Genomic DNA, 18,756 nt, shown 5'->3' on the forward strand with positions numbered 1-18,756 from the left:
TAAGTGATTAATTACACTCACTTTATCAAGCTATCTTTGCCAAAATAGAAAACACAATAGTACTGTTATTTTAGATAATCAATACCACCAATGTGCTAATTGCCAGGCAAGACGTGCTGCTGCTCTTCCACCTATACCTTGTATATCAAATATTGGATTGAGCTCAACCAAATCAGCCGCCTGTAGTTTACCGCTCTGACAAATTGGCTGAATTAATTGCAGAAGGCGCTCCAATGGCAACCCCAATGCGGCTGGCGCAGAGACTGCTGGCATCTGATAAGCAGGTAATACATCCAAATCGATCGTCATGTAAATCAAATCAACTTGCTGGAGTATATCTTGTATCTGCTGTTGCACCTTGTCCAGCATAGTTTCACGACATTGATTATCCCAGATAATCGTAGCGTTCAAGTGATTTGCTTCATCCACCAATGCCTGCGTATTAGACGCCAAACTTGTGCCAATGCAAGTATAGTGAAATAGACGTTGATGTTGCTGACAATATTCAGCAAGTTGACGAAATGGTGTACCAGAAGTGGGCTGCGGCGAACGCCGTAAATCGAGATGAGCATCAAAGTTAATAATACCAACACGTTGATGTGGAAAAGCATCATAAATTCCAACACCATGAGCAAAAGCCGTTTCATGTCCACCACCCAATACCAAGGTACGTACATTCTGACGTTGACATTGGGTAACGGCATCAGACAAGGCTTGTTGTGCTTCACTCAATTGATTGGGATTAGCGTGAACGCTTCCCAAATCGACCAATCTATCATGCCCTTTATGACTAGCCATATTTGCCAACGACTGCCGCAAATAATCAGGGCCTTGATTGGCACCAGGCCTCCCCTGATTGCGCTTTACACCTTCATCACATTCAAACCCTAAGAGAGCAATATAGTGAGAAAATTCTTCCGGCGTAAAATACGGAGATAGTTTAACTGTTTGAAAAAGCCGTAGTGCATTATCCGCTTCTGCCAAATCATTTCGTCCTTGCCAAATAGTCGGCGAAGTAGCATGCCATAAATTCATTTACCGCTCCTTATCTGTTACATAATGCTGGAATGAGTCATAACACCACGAAACACTCTGGTATTCAAAGGGTTATGACCCAACTCATAGAAAATATCAACGGGGTTTTCTGCATCCCAGACAACAAAATCGGCGTAAGCTCCTGCACGCAACTGTCCGTGATGCTGTTCTCTGCCCAATGCCCGAGCCGCATGTCGGGTTACACCTAACCATACCTCTTCAGGAGTCAATCCAAATTGTACACATGCCATATTCATGGTCATTCTCAAAGAAGCAAATGGGCTGGTTCCAGGATTAAAATCGGTAGATACAGCTATCGGCACATTAAATTGCCGCAATAAATCAATAGGAGGGCGCTGTGTTTCCTGCAAAAAGTAGAACGCACCAGGAAGCAAAACAGCTACCGTACCACTGTGACTGAGCGACTCAACTCCCGCTTGATCTAAATATTCAATATGATCCACAGAAAGACCATGATAGCGAGCGACCAGTTCACTCCCGCCTAAATGAGATAACTGTTCCACATGACCTTTTACTGGAATGTTCCAACGCTGTGCTTCCTGAAAGAGTCGCTCAGTTTGTGCCAGATTAAATCCTACACTCTCACAAAAAATATCTACTGCCTCAAACAGCCCTTTTTGCCAAAGTTGTGGAAGGATATCTTCGCAAATCAGATCCATATAAGCATCGGGATTATGCTTATATTCAGGTGGACAAGTATGAGCAGCAAGCAATGTGGGACTGATCTCGATCGGGTTATGTCGCGCCAAGTGCTGCGCAACCTGTAGCAACTTTTCTTCATTTTCCAGATTTAATCCATAACCCGATTTAATCTCAATGGTGGTCACACCTTCGGCCATAAATGCAGCAAGGCGTTGTTGCGCAGAACGCTCAAGTTGTTCATGAGAACTGGCCCGAGTCGCAGAAACTGTCGCATTAATCCCCCCTCCCTGAGCGCTGAGTTCAGCATAGGACATACCATTTAAACGCTGTTCCCACTCATAAGCTCGGTTACCACCAAACACTAAATGGGTGTGACAATCGATTAAACCAGGGGTAATTAAGCGTTGTTGGACATCAATTACCTGACAACGACTCGTCTGTAATGTTGCAGTGGGCAAAATAGCTAAAATTTTGTCATCACGCACCACAAGATCATATTCTTTTAATAATCCGTAAGCTGCCTTGACAGCAGAATCCATTGTTGCCAGTCTTGCATTACGCCAGATGATATCAGTATCACACAGTTCTATTACCATGATCAGCATCCTGTATTGGTCTGTATCTGATAAATCAGTTTTTTAATTGTATATACATTTATTTTCCAACCAACTGTCATTGTCAAATTATTTTATTAACTATCTGGATATACCTTCTTATCAGCATTTTTAAACCACAAACTCGGTAAAATCAGGTTTTATTAAACATAATCAGGTTTAATAGTTAAAAAGATGCAGTACACTTGTCACAAAATGGTTTAATCAACTGAGCAATGATGAAAAATAAATACTCCCTGAATGAGGAAGAGATTCACTTATTTCAACAATCGGTAACAGGCACTAAACGCATCAACCAAGATACCGTCTTACATTCTCCCAGAAGAAAAAAAACCAGCTATATTGCCCCTGAACGAATTCAGCAAGAGCAAATTGATGCCAGCTACTATTTTTCTGATGAATTTCAGCCCAACCTTGATACCGAGGGCCCTACGCGTTACGTAAGGGAAGATACAAACCATTATGAATTGAAGAAATTACGTCGAGGTGACTATTCGCCAGAACTGTTTCTTGATTTACACGGATTAACTCAAATGCAGGCCAAACAGGAAATTGGAGCATTGATCGCTGCTTGCCGTCGTGAACATGTCTATTGTGCTTGTATCATGCACGGCCACGGAAAACACATTCTCAAACAGCAAACACCGCTGTGGTTAGCCCAACACCCAGATATCATAGCCTTTCATCAAGCGCCAAAGGAATGGGGAGGTAACGCCGCACTATTGATGCTTATCGAACTTGATGAGCCTTGAGCCAATACGCCGCTGAGTTATTAGGCTTTTGCTACCAATTGAGACGGGCTGACCTGCCAGGCAAGAGTCCCTTTGCCAGTCTGGCTGTTTAAATCCACGCATATCATTGCAGAAGTTGCAAACATCGGTGGTGTTTCTGCCGGACATAGCTCAGCAACTAAGTAGCTGACTAATGGTAAGTGAGAGACAACTAAAACAGCGTTATGACCTTGTTCAGCAAGAAACTGGAGATAACTACTCACTGTAGCCGCATCACCTGACGGCGTTAATCCCAACAACACCTCTTCACCATCCGGCAAAGATAAGGATTTACGAACAATCTGTAACGTTTGTTCAGCGCGAATATAAGGACTCACCAATACGAGATCAATCTGATGCTTTTGCTGTGCTAACCAACAAGCCATTTTTTGCGATTCATCACAACCGCGAGGAGTGAGTTGCCGGGCAGCATCACTAATTGCATCTAAAGCCGCGTCACCATGACGCATAATAAAAATTTGCATAGTCCACCGTATGAATGAGTAAGTGCAGTTATCCTACTTCTGAGTTATACAATAAAAATTGTTTCTACAAAAAACATTTCAGACAGGGTGAACAAGCATTCTACTCAAAACAAAAACAAATAAAATGATTGAACGACAACCCAATAGATATTGTTTGAACCTATAAAGAGATCTTTTTTATTCAAAAACACTTAATATAATTCCGGAGCCCCACGGCGCCGGAATCCATCTTTTCATCAATACAGTACAAGCCACCACTATGGATAAAAACTTTTATTCTGTTCAGCCATTTTTATTAAACATTCACAAGGTACAAATCTGTCTCCATACTGGCTTTCCAGCCTACGCAGAATCTCCACCACTCTGGCACAACCAAGGCTATCAATATAACGGAATGGACCACCAAAGAATGGCGGAAAACCAATACCAAATACCGCCCCAATATCACCATCACGCGGACTTCTGATAATGCCTTCATCCAAGCAACGAACAGCTTCATTAAGCATTAGCATCACACAACGTTGAGCAATTTCTGACGAGAGCATGTGCGACTCAGGTGTTATATTTAGCAAGGTATAAACTGAGCTATCAACTTTTTTGCCTTTCTTACCAAACTGCCAGAATTTTCTGGACCTTGAGGCATATAAATAGAAACCACGGCCATTTTTCCTACCCTTACGACCATCTTTCAGTACAGCATCGAGAGACTCAGGTGCAGCAAAACGCGGACCTAGTTGTTCTACCAGAATCGGCATGATTTTGGTGCCAACATCAATACCTACTTCATCCAATAAATTAATCGGCCCTACCGGAAAACCAAAATTAACCAGTGCTCCATCGATATGGTCGATAGGTTCTCCTGCTACCAGGCAATGCGCGGCTTCACTAATATAAGGGACAAGAATCCGGTTTACATAAAACCCGGCTTTATCACCTACCACGATAGCGGTTTTACCCTGTTTCTTCACCAAAGCAACGGCTGTAGCAATCGTTTTCTCACTGGTCCCCTGATGTGGAATAACTTCCACCAGCGGCATCTTATCCACTGGACTAAAATAATGCAGACCAATAACCTGCTCTGGTCGTTGGGCTTTTTCAGCAATCTGATGGATAGGTAGTGAAGATGTATTAGATGCAAATATGGTTTCTGGTTTAGCATTTGTTTCAATTTCTGCCACCATTTGCTGTTTTAGTGGCAAATCCTCAAACACTGCTTCAACAACAATATCGGTTTGTGCGAAACCACGATAATCTACTGTTCCTGAAATTAGCATCATTTGTTGAGCACGCTCTGCCGGGCGTAGTCGTTTTTGCTTCACCCGCTTGGACAACAAATCCCAAGTATATTTCAATACCTGGCTAATGCCCTTTTCATTAATATCTTTAATCCGCACCGGTAGTTTGCCACGGGTGGCTGTTACATTCGCAATGCCTCCGCCCATCAAACCACCACCTAATATACCAACGCGCTTGATCTCCGCAGGCTTCTCTGATGACCCCGTTTCATTCTTCAACGAAGTTGCAGCAAAAAACAGATTACGTAAAGCAGCAGACTCCCGTGTCATTGCCAGTTCACCAAATGCCACCGCCTCAGCCCGTAAACCCTGGCTCATGCCTTTTTCAAGACCTTCTTTGACAACTTCAATAATTCGTTCAGGTGCAGGATAATGACCACGAGTTTTCGCCAGTGTCTTTTTACGAACGATATTAAACAAAAAGTATCTTCCCACGGGGCCAACTAATAGCCGCTGTTGCCACGGCAAAGGCTTACGCACAGGAATACCTTTTTTGACTTTTTCGATAGCAATGTCTAGCAGAATATCCAACGGCACAGCATCATCCACCAATCCGAGCCGTAATGCCTGTTTCGCCCGTAGCTGTTTACCTGTCAGAATGATATCCAACGCTGAACTAACACCAATAAGCCTTGGCAACCGCTGAGTACCACCAGAGCCGGGTAATAACCCAAGTTGAACTTCCGGTAATCCAAGACGAGTTTTATCATCCTGTGAACATACACGCCAATGACATGCAAGCGCCAATTCCAAACCGCCCCCCAAACAAGCGCCATGAATTGCTGCTACGACAGGCAAGGGGTAATTGGCTATCTGAGAAAATAGTTTCTGACCCTTTTCAGCCAAATCTCGCGCATCTTCTTTGGTCTTACATCCGGCAATCATAGAAATATCAGCACCAGCAATAAACGTATCCGGCTTACCGGAAATCAATATTAATCCTTTAAGACCAGAAGACTGCTGAGCTTGCTTGAAAACATTCAGAAATTGATCAACAAACTCGGCTTTCAGCGTATTTACCTTTTCTCCCGGTACATTAATGGTGATAATGCCGATCTTATCTGGCCTGACATCAAAACTGAAAACAGAAGCAGTTTGGTTTGTACCCGTAGTGATGGGTGCAGCATTATGCTGAGCCTGAGTCATTATTCCACCTCCAATACCATAGCTGTGCCCAACCCGCCAGCAGCACAAGCGGTTGTCAGCCCAAGGCCACCGCCACGACGACGCAACTCATTCAATACCTGCGTCACCATACGAGCTCCTGTTGCTGCAAATGGGTGCCCATAAGCGATTGAACCCCCTAAGACATTAAATTTGTCCATATCGACTTCACCAATTGCCTGAGCACGCCCTAATTTATTACGAGCAAATTCATCACTGGCAAACATTTTCAGGTTTGCTAGTGTCTGAGCCGCAAAAGCTTCATGCATATCGATTAAAGTTAGATCTTTCAGTGTAATACCTGCACGATCGAGCGCTATTGGCGTGGCGTATGACGGCCCTAATAACATATCTTGCCAGACATCAATGGCTGAGAATGCATAGCTACGCAGATAACCAAGCGGTTTTATTCCCAACGCCTTAGCCACTGATTCACTCATCAATATGACCGCCGCTGCACCATCCGTCAGCGGTGTACTGTTTGCAGCAGTGACCGTGCCGTACTTACGGTCAAATGCCGGACGCAGCTTCGCATAAGAGGTCAATACAGAATTTTTACGAATATTATTATCTTCAAGCAATGCTTCACGGTATGGAGGGAAGTGAGCTGTCATGACTTCATCAACCAACAATCCCTGTTCCCAAGCTTTTGCTGCCAGAATATGGGAGCGATGTGCTAATGCATCCTGATCTTCTCGACTGATACGGTAAGTCTTCGCCATCTGTTCCGCGGTATCTCCCATACGCAGACCTGTCGAATATTCCGCTACCGCCGGAGATACAGGCAATAAATCACGAAATTTAAGGCGGCTAAATAACTTAAGACGTTGCGATAGCGTTTTAGCCTTATTCATCTCAACCAGAGTACGAGCCAAGGATTTAGTCACACCAATCGGCAATACAGACGAGGAATCTGCTCCACCAGCAATCCCGATATTCACCGTGCCAGCCATAATGCTTTCAGCCACATTAGCAATCGCCTGGAAACTAGTGGCACATGCACGGGATACACTGTAAGCATCAGTACTCACACTTAACCCAGTACCGAGAACGATTTCACGGGCAATATTCGGCGCTTCAGGCATTTGCACTACTTGCCCAAACACCAGTTGGTCAATCTTTTCAGGGAGTAAACCACTCCTTGTCACAAGTTCGCTGACGACTAATTTACCCAAATCCACAGCCGGTATGTCGTGATACGATGTTGCCTGTTTAGCAAATGGAATGCGTAGCCCACTGACAATGGCGATACGATCACCTTGATGTGTCACTTGTGTTAAAGGACGACTCATAACGGCTCCTGAAAGATTATCGTTAACTGAATCAAATTACTGAAAAAACTCTTCAACCAACCTGGACAGGTCTGACCTGACAGATCATTGTTAGCGTAATGTTTATAAATAGCAAACCTGAATAAACCAAAAATGAGAGGAAGCGCAACTTTAATTTATTTAATAGCTAAATGGTTTCAATGCTTATTCGAACATGTTCGCAAGCTTTTGTGCGAAATTGGCTTATTACATCAGTCATAATTTCATTACTCAAATATTCATAATGAATTTTAATATCTTATCTCTCTTAACTACCGGAAAACTCGTTCTACCTCTTAAAATATATTTATCTGCCGAAATTTGATCTTAAAAAATCATTTTTAAACGTTTTTATTAATATCAAAAATCATTTTTTTGTTAACTGAGTCGCGTTTTTGATATCAACTTGGTAATATTTTAAAAACATCCTTGCAACACCAACTGTTATCAGACCTATACTTCACAACTGGTCTGATTTGTCATTGAGACAAACCGACCCTACAATCCTGCGCTCCTTGCTAAGATAAGTGGCATAGTTAAATAATAAACAAGAGGGTTTTGGTTATGAACCAGAAAAACCTGTTCACCCGTTCAGCATTAGCGGTTGCAGTGGCAATAATTTCATCGAATGCTGGCGCTGCTGGTTTCCAGTTAAATGAATTTTCTACTTCGGCTTTGGGCCGTGCTTTTTCCGGGGAAGGCGTTGTTGCTGATAACGCAACGGTAGGAAGTCGTAACCCAGCAGCAATGACGCTGTTTGATCGCCCATCATTTTCCATTGGTGCTGTCTATATCAACCCTGATGTTGACATTACCGGTAAATCCCCAATAACGGGCAAAAGTACTAACGCTAAAAATATTGCTCCTACCGCTTGGATACCTAACCTACATTTCATTATGCCAATCGATGATCAATGGTTTGTTGGTACTTCGGTCACCACCAATTTCGGCCTGGCAACCAATTTTAGCAATAACTATGAAGCAGGCCCCATCGGCGGTAAAACTGACCTGACAACGTTGAACTTCAATCTGAGCGGTGCTTATCGTCTGAATGATCACTTTAGCTTTGGTTTAGGGCTGAACGCTGTTTATGCGGATGCAAAAATTGTCCGTCATGCAGGTATTCTGTCGCAGAAACTGCGAGGCGCCATAAACCCAACAGATGAAGTTGCTAACCTAGAAGGCAAAGATTGGGGTTATGGCTGGAACGCCGGCATCATGTATGAAGTGGATGAAAATAACCGTTACAGCTTGACTTACCGTTCTAAAGTTAAAATTAAGTTTAAAGACGGTGATTATAAGAATGACGTACCTGTTCAGGTAGGTAAAATGATGGAAAAAGCGGGAGTGCATTTACCTGCTACCGGCGGTCAAACCATTGGCGGTAAATTGGATCTCAAGCTGCCAGATATCTGGGAAGTTTCTGGTTATAACCGTGTAGCACCTAAATGGGCTATCCACTATAGCCTGGCGTATGCAGGGTGGAGTGAGTTTGACGAACTGAAAGGGACTAGCAAAAAAGACGGCTCCGTCCTGTTTAGTAAACATGAAGGCTTCAAAGATGCCTACCGTATCGCTTTAGGTACAACTTATTATCACGATGACAATTGGACATTCCGCACGGGTATCGCCTTTGATGACAGCCCGATCCCTGCAGAAAACCGTTCTATCTCTATTCCAGATCAAGATCGTTTCTGGCTGAGCGCGGGTGCAACTTACGCATTTAACAAAGATGCTTCTGTTGATGTAGGTGTTTCTTATATGCATGGTCAGAAAGTCACTGTCAAAGAGAGATTATCTGAAAACAAATCTGATCCAACTAACGTACCATATGAATTCGAAGCTAAAGGTTCTGCTTGGCTTTACGGTGTGAACTTCAACTACGCATTCTAATAATATGCAGCCCTAAAAAAGGATAGCTCCACTGCTATCCTTTTTTATCTACAAAGTTAACAATCAAATAACGACTATCAATCAATACTATCCAAATCATCCTGTAATGCTTCCGCATTCGGATTTTTCGTGGCTTCCAGCTTACCACCGCTTGCCATAAAATCATGGCTCTGGAAATAAGCCTCACGCATCATCAAATAAGGATCTGATGAGTTCTTCAACAAGCCATCAGAATCCAGTAAACGAGCACGGGTTTCAATACCTTCAAATGCCCACTTGCCGGCTGACATCCAAATAGTCAGATAACTCAGCATTGGATAAGTCATATCCGCCCAATTTCCCCCTTCATCACGTAGGGTGAAACTGCCATAGCCCGGTAATACAACATAAGGACCATATCCCACCTTATAATAGCCTAGGGTACTCCCAAAGCGTTTTGGCTCTTCTTTTGCCAATTTAGGGTTTGCCATCGTTGCAACATCAATCAGCCCCCCCATACCCAAAATGGTATTCAGGAAAAAACGATTAAAATGTTTCATCCCCTGATATGGGTTACCACGCAAGAAACTGTTTACCATACTAGCCGGCTCTTCGAGATTACTCAGGAAATTACCCAAACCATTTCGAGCGGGCATCGGCACATAATCGTGCCACGCTACCGCGACTGGACGTAAAACATAAGGGTCAAGAACATCATAATTAAAGTTGAACATTGTACGGTTAAAACCTTCCAATGGGTCTGAACGCCCCTGTTCAACAGTATCAGATGAATTAGCACATCCCACGAGTAATACAGCTGTAAGAGCGATTCCGCCCAAACGATACTTCATACATCTCTCCAAATAATAACCTTCTAGATCCGGCAAATCAGTTTGTTGCTCGACTCGCCGATGATCATCAATAAAGTAAATATTACTGACAATCCAACTTGAATGGTACTCAATTCAAGCGATCATTAAATAGGCAAACAGTTTATAACGCCTTATATTATGAATGAAAAGCCGTTATAATAAAGCTACGTCCCCTTAGTTAAATGGATATAACAAGCCCCTCCTAAGGGCTAATTGCTGGTTCGATTCCAGCAGGGGACGCCACCCTAAACTAAACCCACCTAAACAAATCCACTAAAAACCCAATAACAGCAAGCAATCATACTAAATCGAACTAAATTGGAATAAGCTCTAACGCGGGGGTAATAGTCACACTGTATGCATATCAGCGGGAGAATAGTATGAATTGCTGCTGGTCTTCATTGATTAGAATTCATGCCGACACAAGGCCGGCATTGTTTTATTAATTGGTCATCGAATAGATAAAAACTTACTTATTTGGCATTTAGCACTTCGTGTAATTTGCCTTCATCAAGCTGACGACAACGTTTCGCGACCACAATCGTCGCAACACCATTACCAATTAGATTCGTTAAAGCTCTGGCTTCTGACATGAAACGATCTATTCCCAGTATTAATGCCAGCCCTGCTAGTGGTAAATGCCCAACAGCAGAAATTGTCGCAGCTAATACAATAAACCCACTACCTGTTACGCCAGCAGCACCTTTAGAAGATAAAAGTAATACAACCAATAGCGTTATTTGATGCACAATATCCATATGAGTATTTGTTGCTTGAGCAATAAATACCGCAGCCATTGTCAGGTAAATGGAGGTACCATCCAGATTAAAGGAATATCCCGTCGGTATCACCAATCCAACAACAGATTTCTGGCATCCCACTTTCTCCATTTTATCTAACATACGTGGCAATGCAGATTCAGAAGATGATGTTCCCAATACAATTAATAACTCTTCTTTAATGTAATTAATAAACCGGAATATACTAAATCCTGTCGCTTTTGCAATTGTCCCTAAAACAAATATGACAAAAAGAATACAGGTGATATAAAAGCAAACTATTAATTGTCCTAATTGTACCAACGTACCAATACCATATTTACCGATGGTAAATGCCATTGCACCAAAAGCGCCTAAAGGAGCCAATCGCATTATCATATTGATGATACCGAAAATAACATGCGAAAAACCATCAATAATATTAAAGATTGATTTCCCTTTCTCTCCTAAACGATGAAGTGCAAAACCAAATAACACAGCAAATAATAAGACCTGCAAAATATTACCACTGGCAAACGCCCCAATGACACTGGCAGGAATAACATCAAGTAAAAATGCTATTATCCCTTGTTCAGCAGCCTTCTCCGCATATAGGGATACCGCTTTAACATCTAACGTAGAGGGATCAATATTCATCCCAGCGCCAGGCTGCATAACATTGACAACAATTAGCCCAATAATCAAAGCAATTGTGCTAACTATTTCAAAATACACCAGTGCAATAGCACCCGTTTTACCAACAGCTTTCATACTTTCCATACCTGCAATGCCGGTTACAACCGTACAGAAAATAACAGGAGCAATAACCATTTTGATTAATTTAACAAATCCATCACCTAATGGCTTCATTTCTGTACCAAGCTCTGGATAGAAATGCCCCAGAAGTATACCGATAGTTATTGCGAGCAAAACTTGAAAATAAAGACTCTTTAGTAAATTTTTCTTCACTTCTTAATTCCCTAATCCATAGTATAAATCAGATTCTATTTATTCTTATTAGAACGATGTAGTTTTTGTTAAATGTACTTTATACCTTTATTTAATAAAACATAAAGCAAATTTTCATTATTTTTTCACAAAAAATTAAAATTAACACACAATTTTTTAAGATACAGATCACATAAACACACAATCAATAACCTCACTAAGATGATTGAACCAATAATCATCTCACAAGTTATTTAAAACTTTCCATTTAAAAATATTATTTACTCGAATAACGTTTATTTTTCAATCCATTAAGTATTACCATAAAAAAAATTAACAAGTTTTTGATACATGAACATTTTGAGAACGATGTAATCATAAGAGATTATTAACTATAATTGTACAGCCTGGTTGCTTTTTTATAATTTAAGCAACAATATACACGGCATGATATCAATACCTGAAAGAAAACAATTCTCATCATGAAATTAGACAACCCGTTAAATTACCATATGCAGATACCGGAAAACCCGCTCTCTTCTACCCCTGTGGTATTAATCCATGGGTTATTCGGTGATCTCAATAATCTTGGGGTTTTGGCTCGTGATTTGCAGCAATACTATCCCGTCATTCAAGTCGATGTACGCAATCATGGTCTATCTCCACGGGCAAATAACATGGATTACCACGATATGGCACAAGATGTTATTTCCCTGCTGGATCATCTGCAAATTCAGTCCACCCTTATTATTGGTCATTCAATGGGCGGTAAGATCGCGATGGCAATGACCGCATTAGCACCAGAGCGGATAGAAAAAATTATTCTTATTGATATAGCTCCCGTTGCCTATCAGATTCGCCGTCATGACCAAATTTTTACCGCACTGAACAAAGTGACAGAAGCCGGAGTTAAATCCCGTCAAGACGCTGCTAAGATTATGCGAGAAAATATTCAGGAAGAAAGTGTCATTCAGTTTTTACTGAAATCATTCCATCAGGGGGAATGGAAATTCAATTTACCGGTATTAATTAACCAGTATGAAAAGATCATCGGCTGGCAAGAAATCCCTACATGGCCTCGCCCTGCCCTGTTTATTCGTGGCAGCCTTTCCTCTTATGTCCAGGAAGAGTACCGGAATGATATCACCAGACAATTTCCACAAGCCAAAGCTTGGGTTATCGCTGGTTGCGATCACTGGGTTCACGCAGAAAAACCAGACGCAGTGTTAAAGGCAATTCATCGTTTTCTTAATACCAATACGGAATTAATGTAGGAAACCGGTTAATTAGCGATAAAAGTATCAAACTCACTGAACTTCGAAATCGCCGCGGCTATCAAGTGATCATCGCCTTCTCCACCGTTGATGACTGCATGGTAGCCCATCAATATCAGCCTCTCAGCTTACTTATCAATTTTCGGTAATGGCCCCAATTTCACACCTTCTGGATAATATTTCCAGCCATCACGAATACGGATATTTTCATCCCAAGGTAGTTTATATTCACCGTTTGCTAAATCACGCACCCAAGTCAAATAATTAGCTCTCTCTCCTCCAGGTTTACCAACATAACCTCGACAACCAAGATTAAAAATACTGTTCTCTAACGCCCAGTTCTCACGAGCCTTATCCGCCAAACGCGGGAACAGCTCAGCAGTGACAATTTCCCACGGATTACGCTGCCCTTGCTGGATAATGTTACCGTCATAATTACAAATCGTACCTTCACCGAAATAATAAAATACCTCATCGTAGCCTGCCAGATTAACCGATACGGTATACATTAAGTTCTGCCAAGCATTAGTGCGATTAGTCCAGATCCATTGGTCGTTGACTTGGGTAGAATAACCGGAAATACGGATAAAAACGTTACAGCCTTTATAGGCAGCTTCGCGCGCCAATTCTGGAAACATACCATCGTGACAAATACACACCGCCAGCTTTGAACCTTTAGGCCCCTCACAAACCGGCATGCCCAAATTACCCGGCATCCAGGGTTCAATCGGCACCCAAGGCTGCAACTTGCGGTAATGCAATACAATCTCACCGTTGCTGTTAATAATTATCGCAGTGTTATAAGGTGGCTGCGACGGATCTTCATTATGTTCCATTACTGAAAACACACCCCAGATATCGTTGCGAATACAAGCTCGACGAAAACAGTCAACTTCTGGACCGTCCAGCGATAATAACATTTCATCATAAGTCCAGATCTTGGTATTTAATCCCTGAGCGGAATATTCAGGAAATACAATAAAATCCAAGTCAGGATAACCGGCTTTAGTTGAATCGATTGTTTTACAGATCTGCTGCACTTGAACCTGAATATCTTCAGGCCCCTTAATAATAGGAACAGGATATTGAATAGCGGCAATTAATAACGCTTCATCCCACGCACTGACACTTCCGGTACTGCCCATAAAGACCTCTGAATGAATAGTAGTTATTAAAATTGAATGACAAGTTTCATCGTTATACAGACAAATAGAACGTTATCTTTACCCGTCGTTAAGCGATTTCACTAATGCATAATAGCGTCTCTTTTGTTCACAAAAATGCGATCTGTAACATTAAATAAAAAAATTAATAACTTTGTAGTAAAGAGTACCGTTATTAATATTAGGGTTAATTTGTCCTGAATAACTTTGCAAAATAGTCGAACACTTTGAAGGAACTCAATCCGGTTTAAGCAATATGAGGAGTTATAAAAAGATCCCAAACAATCTGTTTGGCCTTTACAGCATGTTAACCATCAGCAGTCACCATAGACCTTTCCTATATTTGATTTTATGCTATATACTCGTGATATATAGCAATAATTAAAGAGGTGTGCCATGATATATCAAAGTAAAGTTTTTATGAGCAACCGAACTCAGAATGTGAGGTTACCCGCAGATCTCCGTTTCCCTGATAATGTAAAAGAAGTTACTGTTAGGTCAAGAGGCAAGGAACGAATTATTGCGCCCGTACAAAATACATGGGATAGTTTTTTCCTGTCTGATCAATCTGTAACTGACGATTTTTTACCTGAACGTCCTGATCAAGTAACAAGTGAAAGAGAATCTTTCGATGATTAAGTATCTGCTTGATACTAATATCGTGATTTTCACGATAAAAAAGCGCCCTCAATCCATTCTGCCTAAATTCAATAAGAATACAGACCACATGGCTATTTCTACGATCACGTTAGCAGAACTGATTTTTGGGGCTGAAAAAAGTGGAAATCCTGAGAGAAATTTGGCGATTATAGAAGATTTTATTTCTCGATTAACTATTCTTCCTTATGACGAACACGCCGCATTTCACTATGGAAATATTCGTGCATCACTAGAAAAAATCGGAAAACGGATCGGAGATAACGATCTGCATATTGCAGGGCATGCAAGAAGCAAGGGGTTGATAGTTGTTACCAATAACACAAAAGAATTCAATAGAATCGATGGATTGAGAGTGGAAGATTGGACACTAGGTTGACAGCACTAAGCAAAATCTGCCCCTGTGTTAGCCGGGGCAAGATTTTATGAGAGTTTGTTATTACTTAACCCGAATTCCGTTTATTTTCTCTTTAGATAATTGCTTCCCAGAATCCAAAGGTTGGAACTCAAATTCTCGCAAGTAGCCGCTTTGAGTACAAACATTCACAACAACTCTATTCAAATAGGCATCATTCAGTGCTGAAGTAAATTTATCTGCGTTATCAGACATTAATTTCCCGTACCAAACACCATTAACTTTAACATTCACACCGGGTCCCTGTCCTAGCCAGTTTGATGAGTAACTTACGCTATCTATACGGGTTTCTTTAATAAATTCACCATCGCAAACTGCAACTAATGGATTTCCAGCAAACGCAGCAAAAGGAAGCAAAAGGAAGCAAAAGGAAGCAAAAGGAAGCAAAAAAACTATAAATGAGATTATTTTTACCATTTTCATTTCCACCTAAAAAATTGTTAATAGTTTCATCGATGTTATTTATATTATTACCTAAAACATTCTTAACTCACACTAATGGCCAATTTAATACCACCACACTATCGTTATAATTATTGTTGGTGCCATTTTCTGCACCGATAACGGCTATCCCTGGTTTTCCGTCAAATGTGTTATAAGCATAACGAAGTTTACAAGGCTTATTATCTCCCTCAATTTCAATACAGACTTTCCCTTTACCTGATGTATAAGTTTTGATGCCAATGACATTATCTGTCCCTTTTCTAGTTAATATATCTACCAGAAGGTCGTCAATATATATTTTTATGATTTGTTGATGGATGTCCGTATTAACATAAGCGGCCAAACCAAATCTTATACTGTAGGGTAATTGGAAACAGTGTTTACCGGTATCATTAATACCGCATTCTCCACCACAACTTCCCCCTCTGTCATTGCCTCGATCACTGCCTAATAAATCGGTATCAACCGATACCGCCGCTTGAACTTTTTTGAAAGTGACTCCTTTCCAATTGGTTTGAATAGAAAGCAGCTCATGATCAATAGCATTCAACTCCAAATTAAATCGGGTATTGGAGTTTCCTTTGAAAAAATAAATAAAATGATGCCCTCTGGTTCGCCATAAAACAGCAGCATCCAGATTTTCAGCGAATCCTACGTATTTCCCAGCCATCTTCCATCTGGTCGCAATGCTATTCTGATGAATTGTATGTGAACTTACTGTATAATCGATACAATCACCGTCTTTAAAAAAGCAAACAACATCTGTCAAATTGGTTTTTTTTATATCCATTAATTCTGTAGCGGCATCTATTCCATTTTCAAATTCAGTACCTTTCAATCCAGGCCATCCCTCCACGATGGGTTTTGGTCCATCACTCACCTGTTCTTTTGCTATATCAAATTTAAGATACTGTGATCCTTTGAAAAAATACAAATAACCATTAAAATTAATCACATCATCAATATGTCTTTGGAAATCGGTAGGAAGGTTAGGCCAATTTTTATTAATAGGCTGGGGATAATCGGTATATGCTGCATATAATTGTTCACTATATTTGGTGTTCTCTGTACTAAGAAATAAATAAGTATCTGTATTCATTACATTATTCATTTATTATATTTTCACTACTTGTTATTCTGAATTTTTCAAATTTTCATCTGCCAGATAACAATAACGATTCAAGAATTTTCAATTTAAATCTGTCATATATTTTACACTGCATAAATTAATACAGTTGAGAAATAAAATTCAATCTTATAAATTAATAAATCATTAACTGATTTAATCCCATTGATTTTATGGAAAAAAACTAAACATATGCTAGGGATAAGAATATATAAACAAGAAGAAAGTTATTATTCTATATTTTCATATGTTTGTTTAAGGAGGGAAGTGACTGCTCCCCGCCTAAAGAGGGTGTCGCAAAAGGTTAAGGTCACTTTTTCAAGCATCAAGTTAAATTCAATCACTGACTTTGGGCAGCCTGTTATTTGTATGGATAACAGGCTAAAAATAATCCCTAATATCAGAGCAACTGCCCTTGATAAGTTATACGCTATGGCGTGCAAGGTAAATTCCACTCTGACTGCCGATAAACCTCTACGCCGAAAGCGCTCCAGTCCCTGGATACCCCGTAAGGCGGAAAATACAGGTTCGACCATGACTTTTCTTTGACTCAATATCCGCTTTGACTCCGGTTTGTCCACCTGTGAACGCAGTTTATCGCGCACGTCATCTTCCGGGTAATGTTTAATTTTTCTGCCCTTTTTCGCCTGAGTACACTTTTCTTTTTCCGGGCAATCGGCACAATTTACTCCGGTATAGACCCGATGCTCACAGCTTTTTTCGGACGGTCTTACTATACTGACATGAAGTAACCTGTCATTGGTCGGGCAAATATACAGGTCTTTCTCCGCATGATAAAATAAAACCAAAATTAAAAACAATACTTAACGCAGAAAACTTCTTTCTTTCACATAAGATATAACGTTTCACTAATTATGATCAATTATTTATTCATCTTTATGAAAATACCAAAAATATATTTTCACTAATTAATATTAATTCAAAATAGATAATGTGTTATTAGCATAATAACCATTTGAAATAGTTAATTTCGATTCTATTTAATACAAACCTACCCCCTGTCATGACGTTAAAATGGCATTATTTTCAGCCGGAATGATAGTTAATGGAATTATCAGGGCAAGACTTTCTTGACTTTAAGCCACTCATTACCGATATCCATCGTTGAAATAGGAGCAGGATCTCGTCTTCTTATCAATGGGTTGAACAAAGGGCTCCAGATCAATCTGATCATAATGACCGCTATAGCTCGGTTATCACAAATTACGAACTCACAAGCTTGCAAGATACAAAAACAATCGTACAATATGTTGTACTATTAATAGGTATTTCGTTGTATTTTTCAGGTCATTTCTTGACATAGGTGGGATAAATGAAAGTGTTAACTTACTCAGAAGCAAGACAAAATTTTTCTAAAACGATGATAAATGTCGTGAACGATTGTAGCCCAGTGATTATCACTCGTAAAAATGGCGAAAGTTGTGTACTTATGTCATTAGCTGATTTCGAATCTTTGCAAGAAACAGCTTATTTGATGAGATCACCAACCAACGCGAATCGCCTTATGGAATCTATCTCTCAGTTAAGAACCGGGAAAGGGAAGGCCAAGGAATTGGATTTAGACTGATGAAAGTAACTTTTTCAGATAACGCCTGGGAAGATTATCTTTATTGGCAACAAACTGACCGAGCGATATTGAAGCGTATTAACAAATTAATCAAAGATATAAAAAGACAGCCATTTACAGGTATTGGTAAACCTGAACCGCTTAAACACAATTTTACCGGATTCTGGTCAAGGCGTATTACTGAGGAACAGAGGTTAGTATACTCTGTTGAGAATGATGAATTATTAATAGCACAATGCCGCTATCACTACTAACGCAGTGTAATGGAGCGTCATAGCCCACTCGGCTTTTTATTGGGGATGG

The 18,756-nt window shown here is 40.5% G+C and carries 18 protein-coding genes and 1 tRNA gene; 8 read left to right on the forward strand and 11 right to left on the reverse strand.

Annotated elements, in window-relative coordinates; translation table 11 throughout:
- Nucleotides 1–78: 78 nt before the first annotated feature.
- Together hutG and hutI are read right to left on the reverse strand one after the other, a co-directional pair.
- Nucleotides 79–1,035: a formimidoylglutamase gene (gene hutG, locus ACGF49_RS06300; protein WP_228901106.1), complete on the reverse strand. Its 957-nt coding sequence runs from the start codon at nt 1,033–1,035 to the stop codon at nt 79–81.
- Nucleotides 1,036–1,052: 17 nt separating this feature from the next.
- Nucleotides 1,053–2,294 carry an imidazolonepropionase gene (hutI, locus tag ACGF49_RS06305; RefSeq protein WP_228901107.1) on the reverse strand — a complete coding sequence of 414 codons (1,242 nt, stop codon included), beginning with the start codon at nt 2,292–2,294 and terminating at the stop codon, nt 1,053–1,055.
- 236 nt (nt 2,295–2,530) lie between these two features.
- On the opposite strand from hutI, the gene smrB reads away from it, so the two are divergent.
- On the forward strand, nt 2,531–3,064 hold the full coding sequence (smrB, locus tag ACGF49_RS06310) for an endonuclease SmrB (protein ID WP_112876302.1): 534 nt from the start codon (nt 2,531–2,533) through the stop codon (nt 3,062–3,064).
- Nucleotides 3,065–3,084: 20 nt separating this feature from the next.
- Here smrB and sixA read toward each other — a convergent pair whose 3' ends face one another.
- The 3 genes from sixA to fadI all read right to left on the reverse strand — a co-directional run bounded on the left by sixA (nt 3,085) and on the right by fadI (nt 7,318).
- Nucleotides 3,085–3,567, reverse strand: coding sequence for a phosphohistidine phosphatase SixA (gene sixA, locus ACGF49_RS06315; protein WP_112876303.1), 483 nt, complete (start codon nt 3,565–3,567; stop codon nt 3,085–3,087).
- A 257-nt stretch (nt 3,568–3,824) separates the two neighbouring features.
- Nucleotides 3,825–6,008, reverse strand: a complete 2,184-nt coding sequence (fadJ, locus tag ACGF49_RS06320) for a fatty acid oxidation complex subunit alpha FadJ (protein WP_271866017.1) — start codon at nt 6,006–6,008, stop codon at nt 3,825–3,827.
- Nucleotides 6,008–7,318, reverse strand: a complete 1,311-nt coding sequence (gene fadI, locus ACGF49_RS06325) for an acetyl-CoA C-acyltransferase FadI (RefSeq protein WP_113041737.1) — start codon at nt 7,316–7,318, stop codon at nt 6,008–6,010. Before fadI ends, fadJ begins: the two co-directional genes overlap by 1 nt.
- 582 nt (nt 7,319–7,900) lie before the next feature.
- Between fadI and fadL the strand changes: the two genes are divergently transcribed.
- Nucleotides 7,901–9,229, forward strand: a complete 1,329-nt coding sequence (gene fadL / locus ACGF49_RS06330; protein ID WP_113041736.1) for a long-chain fatty acid transporter FadL — start codon at nt 7,901–7,903, stop codon at nt 9,227–9,229.
- Nucleotides 9,230–9,306: 77 nt separating this feature from the next.
- Here the strand turns inward: fadL and mlaA are convergent, their stop codons facing one another.
- Nucleotides 9,307–10,059 carry a phospholipid-binding lipoprotein MlaA gene (gene mlaA / locus ACGF49_RS06335; protein ID WP_228901112.1) on the reverse strand — a complete coding sequence of 251 codons (753 nt, stop codon included), beginning with the start codon at nt 10,057–10,059 and terminating at the stop codon, nt 9,307–9,309.
- A 189-nt stretch (nt 10,060–10,248) separates the two neighbouring features.
- Between mlaA and ACGF49_RS06340 the strand changes: the two genes are divergently transcribed.
- Nucleotides 10,249–10,323 (forward strand) — tRNA-Arg (locus ACGF49_RS06340).
- A 230-nt stretch (nt 10,324–10,553) separates the two neighbouring features.
- Here the strand turns inward: ACGF49_RS06340 and ACGF49_RS06345 are convergent.
- Complete coding sequence (locus tag ACGF49_RS06345) at nt 10,554–11,807, reverse strand: dicarboxylate/amino acid:cation symporter (RefSeq protein ID WP_113041734.1); 1,254 nt, start codon at nt 11,805–11,807, stop codon at nt 10,554–10,556.
- 461 nt (nt 11,808–12,268) lie between these two features.
- Here ACGF49_RS06345 and ybfF point away from each other — a divergent pair, with 461 nt between their 5' ends.
- Nucleotides 12,269–13,060: an esterase gene (ybfF, locus tag ACGF49_RS06350; protein ID WP_113041733.1), complete on the forward strand. Its 792-nt coding sequence runs from the start codon at nt 12,269–12,271 to the stop codon at nt 13,058–13,060.
- Nucleotides 13,061–13,188: 128 nt separating this feature from the next.
- Here ybfF and ACGF49_RS06355 read toward each other — a convergent pair whose 3' ends face one another.
- Entirely contained in the window at nt 13,189–14,205 is a 1,017-nt protein-coding gene (locus ACGF49_RS06355) for a formamidase (RefSeq protein ID WP_271859152.1), read from the reverse strand.
- A gap of 414 nt (nt 14,206–14,619) precedes the next feature.
- Here ACGF49_RS06355 and vapB point away from each other — a divergent pair, with 414 nt between their 5' ends.
- Nucleotides 14,620–14,862, forward strand: a complete 243-nt coding sequence (gene vapB, locus ACGF49_RS06360) for a type II toxin-antitoxin system VapB family antitoxin (RefSeq protein ID WP_267479207.1) — start codon at nt 14,620–14,622, stop codon at nt 14,860–14,862.
- On the forward strand, nt 14,855–15,259 hold the full coding sequence (vapC, locus tag ACGF49_RS06365) for a tRNA(fMet)-specific endonuclease VapC (protein WP_228903131.1): 405 nt from the start codon (nt 14,855–14,857) through the stop codon (nt 15,257–15,259). The genes vapB and vapC overlap by 8 nt, the downstream gene beginning before the upstream one ends.
- A gap of 60 nt (nt 15,260–15,319) precedes the next feature.
- Here vapC and ACGF49_RS06370 read toward each other — a convergent pair whose 3' ends face one another.
- The 3 genes from ACGF49_RS06370 to ACGF49_RS06380 form a co-directional block, all read right to left on the reverse strand.
- Nucleotides 15,320–15,712: a hypothetical protein gene (locus ACGF49_RS06370; RefSeq protein WP_387490168.1), complete on the reverse strand. Its 393-nt coding sequence runs from the start codon at nt 15,710–15,712 to the stop codon at nt 15,320–15,322.
- Between the two features lie 73 nt (nt 15,713–15,785).
- Nucleotides 15,786–16,838 (reverse strand): fucose-binding lectin II, encoded by a 1,053-nt coding sequence (locus ACGF49_RS06375; RefSeq protein WP_271867456.1) that lies wholly within the window; start codon nt 16,836–16,838, stop codon nt 15,786–15,788.
- A 257-nt stretch (nt 16,839–17,095) separates the two neighbouring features.
- Nucleotides 17,096–17,674 (reverse strand): transposase, encoded by a 579-nt coding sequence (locus ACGF49_RS06380; protein WP_387490171.1) that lies wholly within the window; start codon nt 17,672–17,674, stop codon nt 17,096–17,098.
- A 524-nt stretch (nt 17,675–18,198) separates the two neighbouring features.
- Here ACGF49_RS06380 and yefM point away from each other — a divergent pair.
- Nucleotides 18,199–18,453, forward strand: a complete 255-nt coding sequence (gene yefM / locus ACGF49_RS06385; RefSeq protein ID WP_228902595.1) for a YoeB-YefM toxin-antitoxin system antitoxin YefM — start codon at nt 18,199–18,201, stop codon at nt 18,451–18,453.
- Nucleotides 18,453–18,707 carry a Txe/YoeB family addiction module toxin gene (locus tag ACGF49_RS06390; RefSeq protein WP_228902596.1) on the forward strand — a complete coding sequence of 85 codons (255 nt, stop codon included), beginning with the start codon at nt 18,453–18,455 and terminating at the stop codon, nt 18,705–18,707. Before yefM ends, ACGF49_RS06390 begins: the two co-directional genes overlap by 1 nt.
- Nucleotides 18,708–18,756: the final 49 nt, after the last annotated feature.

This window comes from Photorhabdus sp. RM96S (assembly GCF_042879335.1).
Lineage (GTDB): Bacteria > Pseudomonadota > Gammaproteobacteria > Enterobacterales > Enterobacteriaceae > Photorhabdus > Photorhabdus kayaii.

Coding starts and splice junctions, on each gene's coding strand:
- fadL (WP_113041736.1), top strand. CDS start 7,901: ATGAACCAGAAAAACCTGTTCACCCGTTCAGCATTAGCGGTTGCAGTG.
- ACGF49_RS06355 (WP_271859152.1), bottom strand. CDS start 14,205: ATGGGCAGTACCGGAAGTGTCAGTGCGTGGGATGAAGCGTTATTAATT.
- vapC (WP_228903131.1), top strand. CDS start 14,855: ATGATTAAGTATCTGCTTGATACTAATATCGTGATTTTCACGATAAAA.
- vapB (WP_267479207.1), top strand. CDS start 14,620: ATGATATATCAAAGTAAAGTTTTTATGAGCAACCGAACTCAGAATGTG.
- fadJ (WP_271866017.1), bottom strand. CDS start 6,008: ATGACTCAGGCTCAGCATAATGCTGCACCCATCACTACGGGTACAAAC.
- ACGF49_RS06390 (WP_228902596.1), top strand. CDS start 18,453: ATGAAAGTAACTTTTTCAGATAACGCCTGGGAAGATTATCTTTATTGG.
- ACGF49_RS06375 (WP_271867456.1), bottom strand. CDS start 16,838: ATGAATACAGATACTTATTTATTTCTTAGTACAGAGAACACCAAATAT.
- fadI (WP_113041737.1), bottom strand. CDS start 7,318: ATGAGTCGTCCTTTAACACAAGTGACACATCAAGGTGATCGTATCGCC.
- sixA (WP_112876303.1), bottom strand. CDS start 3,567: ATGCAAATTTTTATTATGCGTCATGGTGACGCGGCTTTAGATGCAATT.
- mlaA (WP_228901112.1), bottom strand. CDS start 10,059: ATGAAGTATCGTTTGGGCGGAATCGCTCTTACAGCTGTATTACTCGTG.
- ybfF (WP_113041733.1), top strand. CDS start 12,269: ATGAAATTAGACAACCCGTTAAATTACCATATGCAGATACCGGAAAAC.
- hutG (WP_228901106.1), bottom strand. CDS start 1,035: ATGAATTTATGGCATGCTACTTCGCCGACTATTTGGCAAGGACGAAAT.
- smrB (WP_112876302.1), top strand. CDS start 2,531: ATGAAAAATAAATACTCCCTGAATGAGGAAGAGATTCACTTATTTCAA.
- hutI (WP_228901107.1), bottom strand. CDS start 2,294: ATGGTAATAGAACTGTGTGATACTGATATCATCTGGCGTAATGCAAGA.
- ACGF49_RS06370 (WP_387490168.1), bottom strand. CDS start 15,712: ATGGTAAAAATAATCTCATTTATAGTTTTTTTGCTTCCTTTTGCTTCC.
- yefM (WP_228902595.1), top strand. CDS start 18,199: ATGAAAGTGTTAACTTACTCAGAAGCAAGACAAAATTTTTCTAAAACG.